This is a genomic window from Streptomyces sp. NPDC056486 (assembly GCF_042795295.1).
Lineage (GTDB): Bacteria > Actinomycetota > Actinomycetes > Streptomycetales > Streptomycetaceae > Streptomyces.
The window spans coordinates 1-11,612 of record NZ_JBHTSF010000014.1; the positions used below are offsets into that span (position 1 = coordinate 1).

Below are 11,612 nucleotides of genomic sequence, written 5' to 3' on the forward strand. Positions count from 1 at the left end.
GCCCGAAGCCGCGTCGTGTACTACTCCGGCTTGTGATCGGGTCCGCCGAAGTCCGGGCTTGAGAAGTCCGGGCTCGAGAAGCTCGGGCGGGATCCCGTCGCCTGACCGCCGCTCGGGCTGCTGAACCCCGGCCTGTGGTAGCCGAGGTGGGGCATGCGGCCGCCCGGGTCCGTCGCCGGTGTACGAGCCGCGTGTGTCGCCCCCGGATCCGCCAGGGCCTCCCGCAGGAACGGCAGGAGGCCGTGCTCCAGAAGCGCCTCGCCCCAGGCTTCCCTGGCGCGAACCACCTCCTCGTTCTGTTCGCCGTACGCACCGGCCTGGAGCGAGGTGGAGCCGTTGCGCAGGGCGGTCAGGAGCAGGCCGACCGCAGCGACCAGGATGCCCCCTGCGGTGAGCGCGCCGAACAGCCATCCCGCGGTGAGCAGGGTGTCCGCGAAGGCGGGCTCGGGGTTGAGCATCTTCAGGATGTAGCCGACGAGCAGGAAGATCGCGGCGGCCGCCCCTGCGAGGACGGGGGCGAGCACCGCGACGACGGCGATGGCCCCGGCCCCTGAAGCCTGGGCGGTGACCTCCCCCATCGTGGTCGCGATACCGAGGCCGCCGGAGCCGGCTTCCGCCGAACCCTCGGGGCTCCGCTCACGGATCGATGGTGCGGCAGATCCGCCTTCGCGCAGTTCTTCGCGGACCTTCACATAGTGCGTGTACTCGGTCGTGGCGGCGGCAGTGATCAGCGCGGTGGCGTTCAGCGCCATCGTGCGCAGTTGTTCGGGGTTGAGCCGCTGGCCCACTGCGGCGAGATCAGGACGATTTGGTGCGGTGCGCAGCGCCTCATCGAGGATTCGCTCGTACTCGGGGCGGTCCTCATTGAGCAGTTGTGGAGCGCTGTTCATGTGCATCCCCCGATGCTCCGTAGGGCTTGGGGCTCGCATGGCTACGAGCCGTCGGGCAGAAACGGAGGGGAGCCTGCTACGGATAAGCCGATGGTAGAGCCGTGACGGCACGCGGTGACAGGGGGTTTCCAGAAATTGACCCGTCAGCTCGCGTGATCGTGTAGGGGTGCACCTGCCCGGTGAACGCTCAGTTATCCAAGGGCAGTTGGCAGACCAGCAGTTTTCCGGCCATGGTCACGCCGCCGTCCATGGCGATGGCCAGTCCGCCTGCGTAGATGTGCGGTCCCTCGATGACGGGTCCGCCGCCGTCCGAGTCATCTTCGGAGCCGACGTCGCCGAGCAGATACGGGATGGGGCTGTGGCCATGGACGACGCGGTGGCCGCCGTACATGTCGAGGAGTTCGCGTACGGCAGAGGGGCCCGACTCGTCGCGGAAGGCGAAGCGCTTGGTGAACTTCCTGAAGAGGTCCCAGCACTCGTCCGCGTCGTTGCGCGTGAGGGTCTCGCGGACCGTGTCGTTCACGGCTTCGATCGAGTCCCCGTAATCCAGATAGACGGTCGTGTCGGAGTGCATCAGGAGATGCCCGTCCTCCGACTCGATCGCGTCGAGGCGGGCCATCCACTGCAGATGGTGGTCCTCGAGGCGCTCCATGTCGGTCTTCTGGCCGCCGTTCAGGAGCCAGGCCGCCTGGAAGGTGGCCGTGCCGGCGCCGGAGTTGACCGGGGTGTCGCCGAAGCGCTTGGCGCCGAGCAGGAGCAGCTCGTGGTTGCCCATCAGGGCCTTGCAGTAGCCCCCCGCGGCCGCCGCCTGGGCGGACAGGCGCATCACGAGGTCGATGACGCCGATGCCGTCCGGGCCGCGGTCGGTGAAGTCGCCGAGGAACCACAGGCGCGCGTTGTCCGCGGACCAGTCGCCGTCGGCGTCGATGAGGCCCTGCTCGTGGAGGGCCGCGAGCAGCTCGTCCAGATAGCCGTGCACATCGCCCACGACGTACAGCGGGCCGTGCTCGTCGGACGCCGGCGCCTGCGGAGGCTCGGGCATGGCCTGCACCTCCACTTGCACGGTGTCGCCGCGATTGATGACGGGCAGGTCGCGCTGGGTGGGGGTGTAGCCATCGTCCGGCGCTCCGGTGACCTCCACCGGGGCGCCCGGAACCACCGCACCCGCCGGACGGCCCTGGACCGGCCCGGTCTCATGGACGTACGCCGGAACGCGGAAGTCGCGCAACGTCGCCGTCCGCACATCGGGTCCCTGACCGGCCCCCTGAGTCATCGACCCCTCCACCACCATTGCGCCGCATCTGCACCGAGATCGGACTGCCTGGTCGCAGCGGCCCGCGGTGTCGTCCGCCCATCATAGGAATGCGGCTCGCGCTGTGTGGTGCACCAGGGGTGGTGAATCAGTGCTGAACCCCAGTTCACCGAGGTTTTCTCCCGAATTGGGTAGGGGTTTCCCCGCAGTCCACGACCGGGCAGTGCCGGGCACTGCCCGGTTGACGGGGGTTCTCCCCGCGGAGCGGCCCGCTCAACCCGGTCCGGGTGAGCGGGGTGGGCTGACCGTCGTACGCGGTGGACGTCGCTCGGACGAGGTGCGCACGATCAGCTCCGTCGGTATCACCTGCTCGACGGGCCGGCCCGAATCAAGGCCTTCGATGGCGTCGATGAGCAACTGGACGACGGCCGTGCCGATGCGCCGCGGTTTGAGGGAGAGCGTGGTGATGGGCGGTTCGGTGGTGGCGTAGACGGTGGACTCGCTGCAGCACACGAGCAGCAGGTCGTCCGGGACGCGCAGTCCGTACCGGCGGGCTGCCGCGAGGAGATCGGTGCCGTTCGGATCGAAGAGGCCGTAGACGGCGTCGGGCCGGTCGGGTCTGGCGAGCAGCCGGTCGGCCGCGACCGCGCCGGCACACGGGTCGTGGGCCGGGTAGGACTCGTACACCGGGTCCTGGCCGACGCGCTCGCACCAGCGCAGATAGGCGGTCGTGGACAGGTGGGTGTACGTGTCCGTGGTGGTCCCTGTGAGAAGCCCGATGCGGCGGGCTCCGGCCGCCGCGAGGTGTTCGAGGATCTCCAGGACGGCCGCCTCGTGGTCGTTGTCGACCCATGCGGTGACGGGCAGAGACGTGGCAGGACGGCCGTCGGACACCACGGGTAGGCCCTGGCGCACGAGTTCGCTGACGACGGGATCGTGGTCGGACGGATCGACGACGACGGTGCCGTCGAGCGCGACGTTCGACCACACGTCGACCGGGCTGCGCCGAGAGGTGGCGGGCAGGATGACAAGGGCGTACCCGCGGGCCAGCGCGGCCGAGGTCGCGGCTCTGGCCATCTCCGCGAAGTACGCGAATTCGGTGAAGGTGAAAGGTTCATCCCCGTAGGTCGTCACAGTCAGGCCGATGAGGCCCGACTTGCCGGTACGGAGCGTTCGGGCCGCCGCGGAAGGGCGATAGCCCAGCCGTTCGGCGACCTCGCGGACATGGCGTCGGGTGGCGTCCGGGAGCCGCCCCTTGCCGTTGAGAGCGTCTGAGACAGTCGTGATGGAGACACCGGCGGCGGCGGCGACGTCTCTGATGCCCGCTCGGCTCTGCCGGTTGCCCCGGCGGGCGGTCTCCGCTCGGCTCACCTGATGGTTCCCTGCTGCTGTCATGGCGAGCCGATAGTAGGGCTCATTGGGGTGGGTAGGGCGGACGCATATTCACTCGTTGACAGGCACGTTTCTGCATGGCGAAAACGGGACAACGACCTTGGATTGCAAGGGAGTTGGTGGGTCCAGGGCCGGGCGGTCCATTGTCGTCGCGCACAGGTCTACCGATTGAGCGATGTCTCGAAGAGGTCTCAACTCACCTTCACGGGTGATGCGCGCCACGGAGCGAGCCACCGGCGCGTACGGAGACAGGGAGCGCTCCCCCCTCTTCGCGCGCCTGTCGGAGTGGATACCCCTGACCCATTCGCAGCAGAGCTGAATCCTCATAAGGTGAGGAGTATTGAAGTCAGGAAGTTCAGACGTTCAAGCGTTCAGGTATTCAAGCGTTCAGGTATTCAGGTGTTCAAGAGGAGGACTGCGGTGAGCGAGACGAGCCCGAGGCTGCGTGCCGAGCTGGAGGGTGTCCCCACCTACAAGCCGGGGAAGCCTGCCGCGTCTGATGGCCCGGTGGCCTACAAGCTGTCATCGAACGAGAACCCCTACCCGCCTCTGCCGGGCGTCATGGAGAGCGCGCTCGCCGCCGCGGGCACGTTCAACCGCTACCCGGACATGGCGTGCACGGGCCTGATGAACGAGATCGCCGACCGCTTCGGGGTGCCGGTCTCGCATGTGGCGACGGGCACCGGTTCCGTCGGCGTCGCGCAGCAGCTGCTGCAGGCCACGTCGGGCCCGGGCGACGAGGTCATCTACGCCTGGCGGTCCTTCGAGGCGTACCCGATCATCACGCAGGTGAGCGGTGCCACGTCGGTGAAGGTGCCGCTGACGCCGGAGGACGTCCACGACCTGGACGCGATGGCCGACGCCATCACCGAGCGGACGCGGCTGATCTTCGTCTGCAACCCGAACAACCCGACCGGCACGGTGGTGCGCAGGGCGGAGCTTGAGCGGTTCCTCGACCGGGTGCCGAGCGATGTCCTCGTCGTGCTCGACGAGGCCTACTGCGAGTTCGTCCGCGACACCGAGGTGCCGGACGGCGTCGAGCTCTACCGCGACCGTCCGAACGTCGCCGTGCTGCGGACGTTCTCCAAGGCGTACGGCCTCGCGGGCCTGCGCGTCGGCTTCGCGATCGCCCATGAGCCGGTGGCGGCCGCGCTGCGCAAGACGGCGGTGCCGTTCGGCGTGAGCCAGCTCGCGCAGGACGCGGCGGTGGCCTCGCTGCAGGCGGAGGACGAGCTGATGGGCCGCGTCGGCTCGCTGGTCGCCGAGCGCACGCGGGTGGTCGAGACGCTGCGCGGGCAGGGCTGGACGGTGCCCGAGACGCAGGCGAACTTCGTGTGGCTGCGGCTCGGGGAGCGTACGGCCGACTTCGCGGCGGCGTGCGAGAGGGCCGGTGTGGTCGTGCGGCCGTTCGCGGGCGAGGGGATGCGGGCCACGATCGGGGAGACCGAGGCCAACGACATCTTCCTGCAGGCGGCGGAGGCGTTCCGCAAGGAGCTGTAGGCGCTGCGCCGCGCTTGGGCGGCGAGGTGACGAGGGGCCGGGGACGTCGTTCCCGGCCCCTTCGCTGTGCCCTCGGCTGTGCCCTTGACTGTGTCCGTCGCTGTGCCCGTGTGACGTTCCTGGCAGTAAGGGGGACCCCCTGTCGATGCGCGGAACCGGTACGACATAATGCTTGTGAATGTGAACGCGTTCACAAGCGTGTCCCGGTTGGTCCCGAGGTAAGTGGGATTAAAGGGGCAAACTGCCGATGTGATCACGGCCGTAAGGAGAAGTCGACGTGGATCTGGCTCTAGCGCCTGAGACATTGGCGCGATGGCAGTTCGGCATCACCACCGTCTACCACTTCCTGTTCGTCCCTCTGACGATCTCGCTGGCCGCCCTCACGGCGATCCTGGAGACGGCCTGGGTGCGTACAGGCAAGGAGCACTACCTCAGGGCGACCAAGTTCTGGGGAAAGCTGTTCCTGATCAACATCGCGATGGGCGTCGTCACCGGCATCGTCCAGGAGTTCCAGTTCGGCATGAACTGGTCCGACTACTCGCGCTTCGTCGGTGACATCTTCGGGGCCCCGCTCGCCTTCGAAGCTCTCATCGCGTTCTTCTTCGAGTCGACCTTCATCGGCCTGTGGATCTTCGGCTGGGACAAGCTCCCCAAGAAGCTGCACTGCGCCACGATCTGGATCGTCTCCGCAGGAACCATCGCGTCGGCGTACTTCATCATCGCCGCCAACGCCTTTATGCAGCACCCGGTCGGCTACAAGATCGTGGATCGGGACGGCACCAAGCGCGCGGAGCTCACCGACTTCTCGAAGGTGCTCTTCCAGGAGACGACGCTGGTCAACTTCTTCCACGTCATCTCGGCGGCCGTCCTGGTCGGCGGCGCCTTCATGACCGGCATCGCGATCTTCCACCTTCGTAAGAAGCAGCACATCCGCACCATGCGGATGTCGATGCGGCTCGGCCTGGTCACCGCGTTCGTCGGCACCCTGCTCACCGTGGTCAGCGCCGACACCCTCGGCAAGGTCATGTACGAGCAGCAGCCGATGAAGATGTCGGCCGCCGAGGCCCTGTGGGAGTCGGAGAAGCCGGCGCCGTTCTCGCTCTTCGCGTACGGCGATGTGTCCAAGGGGCACAACGACGTGGCCATCGAGATCCCCGGAATACTGTCCTTCCTCGCCAAGAACAACTTCAGCGCCGAGATCCCCGGCATCAACGACCTCAACAAGGAGGCGCAGGAGAAGTTCGGGCCCGGTGACTACCGGCCCAACATCCCCACCGCCTACTGGTCCTACCGCTGGATGATCGGCTTTGGCGGGGTCTCCATGATCCTGTGCACCGCCGGGCTCTACCTCACGCGGAGGAAGTTCTGGCTGGCGCCGGAGCACCGCACGGGCGAGGACGACGTGCCCAAGCTCATGCTCACCAAGAACAAGGAGCTGACGCCGAAGCTCGGCAACTGGTGGTGGCGGCTCTCCCAGTGGACGCTGATCTTCCCCCTCATCGGCACCGCCTGGGGCTGGATCTTCACCGAGACCGGGCGTCAGCCCTGGGTGGTCTACGGCGTCCTGAAGACCAGAGACGGGGTCTCGCCGGGGGTTTCGCAGGGTGAGGTGATCACCTCGCTGATCGTGTTCACCGCGATCTACGCCATCCTCGCCGTGATCGAGGTGAAGCTGCTGCTCAAGTACATCAAGCAGGGCCCGCCCGAGCTCACGGAGGCCGACCTCAACCCGCCCACCAAGATCGGCGGTCCGGGAGCAGGATCGGGCTCGGACAGTGACGAAGACGCCGACCGGCCCATGGCCTTCTCGTACTGAGGGAGTTGATCGACATGGAACTTCACGACGTCTGGTTCGTGCTGATCGCCGTTTTGTGGATCGGCTACTTCTTCCTGGAGGGCTTCGACTTCGGGATCGGCATCCTCACCAAGCTGCTCGCCCGTGACCGGACCGAGAAGCGGGTCCTCATCAACACCATCGGTCCCGTGTGGGACGGCAACGAGGTGTGGCTGCTCACGGCGGGCGGTGCGACCTTCGCCGCCTTCCCCGAGTGGTACGCGACGCTCTTCTCCGGCTTCTATCTGCCGCTCCTGATCATCCTGCTCTGCCTGATCGTGCGCGGTGTCGCCTTCGAGTACCGGGCCAAGCGGCCCGAGGAGAAGTGGCAGCGCAACTGGGAGCAGGCCATCTTCTGGACCTCGCTGATCCCGGCGGTGATGTGGGGCGTGGCCTTCGCCAACATCACGCGCGGGGTGAAGATCGACGCCCACAAGGAGTACGTGGGCAACTTCTGGGACCTGCTCAACCCGTACTCGATCCTGGGTGGCCTGGTCACCCTGACGCTGTTCACCTTCCACGGCGCGGTGTTCGCCTCGCTCAAGACGGTGGGGGACATCCGGATGCGGGCGCGGAAGCTGGCGCTGAGGCTCGGTCTGGTGACCGCTGTCCTGGCGCTCGGGTTCCTGATCTGGACGCAGGCGGACAACGGCGACGGCAAGAGCCTGGTCGCGATGGTCGTGGCCGTGGTCGCCCTTGTCGGTGCGATCGGGGCGATCAAGGTGGGGCGCGAGGGCTGGTCGTTCGCGCTTTCGGGCATCACGATCGCGGCTGCCGTCGCGATGCTCTTCCTGACGCTCTTCCCGAACGTCATGCCGTCGTCGCTGAACGAGGAGTGGAACCTCACGGTCACCAACGCCTCGTCGAGTCCCTACACCCTGAAGATCATGACCTGGTGCGCGGGCATCGCGACGCCGATCGTGCTGCTCTACCAGTCGTGGACCTACTGGGTGTTCCGCAAGCGGATCGGGACGCAGCACATTGCTGATGCGGCGCACTGATTGCTGATGTGGCGCACTGAACGCATGTCGGCCCGTCCCTGAGTTCTTCCGCAGTCTTCTTCCGGTCCCTCGGAGGGTGTGTTTCACGTGAAACCGATCGATCCGCGTCTGCTCCGGTACGCCCGCGCCACCCGGTTCTTCCTGGTCGCGGTGGTGGTCCTCGGCGTCGCCGGGGCGGGGTTGGTCGTCGCCCAGGCGATGCTCATCGCCGAGATCGTGGTCGGGGCCTTCCAGAAGGGGCTCGCCCTCGGTGACTTGGGGACACCGATCGTGCTGCTCGCGGTGGTCGCGGCGGGGCGGGCGCTGATCGCCTGGCTGACCGAGCTCGCCGCACACCGGGCGAGCGCGGCGGTGAAGTCGGAGCTGCGGGGGCGGCTGCTTGAACGGGCGGGTGCGCTGGGGCCCGGTTGGCTGGGAGGGCAGCGGACCGGTTCGTTGGTCTCGTTGGCCACGCGGGGCGTGGACGCCCTGGACGACTACTTCTCGCGCTATCTGCCGCAGCTGGGGCTCGCGATAGTGGTGCCGGTGGCGGTGCTCGCGAGGATCGTCACCGAGGACTGGGTGTCCGCGGCGATCATCGTCGTGACGCTGCCGCTGATTCCGGTCTTCATGATCCTGATCGGCATGGCGACCCAGAACCGGATGGACCGTCAGTGGCGGCTCCTGTCCCGCCTGTCGGGGCACTTCCTGGATGTGGTGGCGGGCCTGCCCACCCTGAAGGTGTTCGGGCGCGCGAAGGCACAGGCCGAGTCGATCCGGCAGATCACCGGCGAGTACCGGCAGGCGACCATGCGTACGCTGCGCATCGCCTTCCTGTCGTCGTTCGCGCTTGAGCTGCTCGCGACGCTGTCGGTGGCGCTGGTCGCGGTGACGATCGGAATGCGGCTCGTCCACGGGGAAATGGACCTGTACGTGGGGTTGGTGATCCTGATCCTGGCCCCCGAGGCATATCTGCCGCTGCGGCAGGTGGGGGCGCAGTACCACGCGGCGGCGGAGGGGCTCTCCGCCGCCGAGGAGATCTTCGAGGTCCTGGAGACTCCGGTGCGGGCCGCCGGGACGGGTGCGGTGCCGGACGGCGCGCTGAGCGTGGAGGGCGTGACGGTGCGGTATCCGGGGCGGTCATCGGACGCGGTCTCCGGGGTGTCGTTCGCTGTGGAACCCGGCGAGACCGTGGCGCTGGTAGGGCCCAGCGGGGTGGGCAAGTCGACCCTGCTCGACGTGATCATCGGGTTCGTCGAGCCTGCCGAAGGGCGGGTGTGCGTCGGAGGCGTCGACCTGGCCGAGGTCGCGCCGGAGCGGTGGCGGGAGCGGATCGCCTGGGTGCCGCAGCGGCCGCACTTGTACGCGGCTTCCATCGCGGAGAACGTACGTCTTGCGCGGCCGGACGCGGACGATGATTCCGTGCGGGACGCGTTGGAGGCGGCGGGCGCTTGGGAGTTCGTCTCCGCGCTGCCCGCCGGGGTGGAGACCGTGCTGGGGGAGGACGGGGCCGGCCTGTCCGCCGGGCAGCGGCAGCGACTCGCTCTGGCGCGGGCGTTTCTCGCCGACCGGCCCGTGGTTCTGCTTGACGAGCCGACTGCGGCGCTGGACGGGGAGACCGAGGCGGGGGTCGTCGAGGCGGTCCGCCGGTTGGCTGTGGGGCGGACTGTGCTGCTGGTCGTGCACCGGCCCGCGCTGTTGGGGGTTGCGGATCGGGTCGTGCGGCTGGGTGCCGTGGGCGAGGGCGCTCGGCGGCCGGGGCTGAACGGGGCAGCCCTTTCCCGGACTGCCGATGACCCGGTGGTACCGGGCAGCCGGACGGCGGGTGACGTGGCCATGGGCGGCCCGGAGACGCCGGTCGATGTAGTGGGCACGCGGGAGAGCTCTCGCCCGAAGGCCCGGGTTCTGGCCCGGGTGCGTCGTGCGGCACAGGCACGGAAGGGCAAGCTCGCGCTCGCGCTCCTGCTCGGCGCACTCGCGATCGGCAGCTCCGTAGGGCTGATGGCCACGTCGGGGTGGCTGATCAGCCGGGCGTCCGAGGAGCCCCCGGTGATGTACCTGATGATCGCCGTGACGGCGACCCGCGCCTTCGGGATGGGACGCGCCGTCTTCCGCTACGCGGAGCGCCTCGTCTCGCACGACGCCGTCCTGCGCATGCTGGCCGACACCCGCGTGGCGGTCTTCCGGCGCCTGGAACGCCTCGCACCTGCCGGGCTCAGGAAGACCCGCCGCGGCGACCTCCTCTCCCGCCTGGTCGCCGATGTGGACGCCCTGCAGGACTACTGGCTGCGCTGGCTCCTTCCCGCGTCGGCCGCCGCGGCAGTGGGCGCGGGAGCCGTCGGCTTCACCGCCTGGCTGCTGCCCGAAGCGGGCGCGGTCCTCGCCGTGGGCCTGCTCATCGCCGGAGTGGGCGTACCCCTGCTCTCCGGAGCGGTTGCCCGCCGGGCGGAGCGGAAGCTCGCTCCCGCGCGCGGAGTGCTCGCCACCCGCGTGGCCGATCTGCTCACCGGCACCGCGGAGTTGACGGTCGCCGGCGCGCTGACCCGTCGTACGGCCAAGGCGAAGGAAGCCGATGCCGAGCTGACCCGGATCGCGTCCAGGACCGCCACGGCCACCGCGCTCGGCGACGGACTCGGCGCGCTCGTCTCCGGGCTCACCGTGGCCGCCGCAGCGCTCGTCGGCGTACAGGCCCTGCACGACGGCCGGCTGAACGGCGTCGCGCTCGCCGTCGTCGTCCTGACCCCGCTCGCCGCCTTCGAGGCGGTCCTCGGTCTGCCGCTCGCCGTGCAGTACCGCCAGCGCGTCAGGAAGAGCGCCGAGCGCGTCTACGAGGTCCTCGACGCACCTGAACCCGTCCCCGAGCCCGCTGTCCCCGCACAGCGCCCCCAGACGCCTTTCCCGCTCCGTCTCGAGGGGCTGCACGCCCGGTACGAGGGACAGGACCGGGACGCGCTCGCGGGCGTCGGCCTGACGCTTGAGCGCGGACGGCGCATCGCGGTGGTCGGGACCTCGGGTTCCGGCAAGACGACGCTCGCCCAGGTGTTGCTGCGCTTCCTGGGAGCGAGCGAAGGAACGTACAGCTTGGGCGGCACGGACGCGGCCACGCTGGACGGCGACACCGTGCGCGAACTCGTCGGGCTCTGCGCGCAGGACGCGCACATCTTCGACAGCTCCGTACGCGAGAACCTGCTGATCGCGCGGAAGGGCGCCAGCGACGACGAACTGCGGGGCGCCCTGGAGCGGGCCCGGCTGCGGGAGTGGACCGACTCGCTCCCCGAAGGGCTCGACACCCCGGTCGGCGAGCACGGGGCCCGCCTCTCCGGAGGCCAGCGGCAGCGCATCGCCCTGGCCCGCGCGCTGCTCGCCGACTTCCCCGTCCTCGTCCTGGACGAGCCGGCCGAACACCTCGACCTGCCCACGGCCGACGCCCTCACCGACGATCTCCTCGCCGCCACCGAGGGGCGTACGACGCTGCTCATCACGCACCGGCTCGCCGGGCTCGACGCGGTGGACGAGGTGATCGTCCTGGACGCGGGCCAGGTGGTGCAGCGCGGCGCCTACCCGGACCTCGTGGTGGTGGACGGGCCGCTGCGGCGCATGTGGGAGCGGGAGCGGGCGGCGGACCTGCTGGTGGCGGCCGCCGGGTAGGGCGGTGGGGGGGCGGGGGGGCCGGGAGGGCCCCCCCCCCCCAGGACAAGCCCAAAAAGTAGAAAAAAACACAAAAAGAAGAGGGAGGCCAACGCCCCCCCCCCATAGACCCACCC

General features: G+C 69.0%; 7 protein-coding genes. 4 read left to right on the forward strand and 3 right to left on the reverse strand.

Annotation, left to right across the window (positions count from 1 at the left end):
• Positions 1–20: 20 nt before the first annotated feature.
• The 3 genes from ACFQ7F_RS08735 to ACFQ7F_RS08745 all read right to left on the reverse strand — a co-directional run bounded on the left by ACFQ7F_RS08735 (position 21) and on the right by ACFQ7F_RS08745 (position 3,537).
• On the reverse strand, positions 21–896 hold the full coding sequence (locus ACFQ7F_RS08735; RefSeq protein ID WP_383268193.1) for a hypothetical protein: 876 nt from the start codon (positions 894–896) through the stop codon (positions 21–23).
• Positions 897–1,077: 181 nt separating this feature from the next.
• Positions 1,078–2,178 (reverse strand): metallophosphoesterase, encoded by a 1,101-nt coding sequence (locus ACFQ7F_RS08740; protein ID WP_383268399.1) that lies wholly within the window; start codon positions 2,176–2,178, stop codon positions 1,078–1,080.
• Positions 2,179–2,415: 237 nt separating this feature from the next.
• Positions 2,416–3,537: a LacI family DNA-binding transcriptional regulator gene (locus tag ACFQ7F_RS08745; RefSeq protein WP_383268196.1), complete on the reverse strand. Its 1,122-nt coding sequence runs from the start codon at positions 3,535–3,537 to the stop codon at positions 2,416–2,418.
• A gap of 417 nt (positions 3,538–3,954) precedes the next feature.
• Between ACFQ7F_RS08745 and hisC the strand changes: the two genes are divergently transcribed.
• The 4 genes from hisC to cydD all read left to right on the forward strand — a co-directional run bounded on the left by hisC (position 3,955) and on the right by cydD (position 11,496).
• A complete protein-coding gene (gene hisC, locus ACFQ7F_RS08750; RefSeq protein ID WP_383268198.1) occupies positions 3,955–5,034 on the forward strand; it encodes a histidinol-phosphate transaminase in 1,080 nt (359 codons plus the stop codon).
• Positions 5,035–5,311: 277 nt separating this feature from the next.
• The gene (locus ACFQ7F_RS08755) at positions 5,312–6,850 is read left to right on the forward strand and encodes a cytochrome ubiquinol oxidase subunit I (RefSeq protein WP_383268200.1); all 1,539 of its coding nucleotides are present in this window, start codon (positions 5,312–5,314) and stop codon (positions 6,848–6,850) included.
• Between the two features lie 14 nt (positions 6,851–6,864).
• Positions 6,865–7,869, forward strand: coding sequence for a cytochrome d ubiquinol oxidase subunit II (gene cydB, locus ACFQ7F_RS08760; RefSeq protein ID WP_383268203.1), 1,005 nt, complete (start codon positions 6,865–6,867; stop codon positions 7,867–7,869).
• An 87-nt stretch (positions 7,870–7,956) separates the two neighbouring features.
• A complete protein-coding gene (gene cydD, locus ACFQ7F_RS08765; RefSeq protein ID WP_383268206.1) occupies positions 7,957–11,496 on the forward strand; it encodes a thiol reductant ABC exporter subunit CydD in 3,540 nt (1,179 codons plus the stop codon).
• Positions 11,497–11,612: the final 116 nt, after the last annotated feature.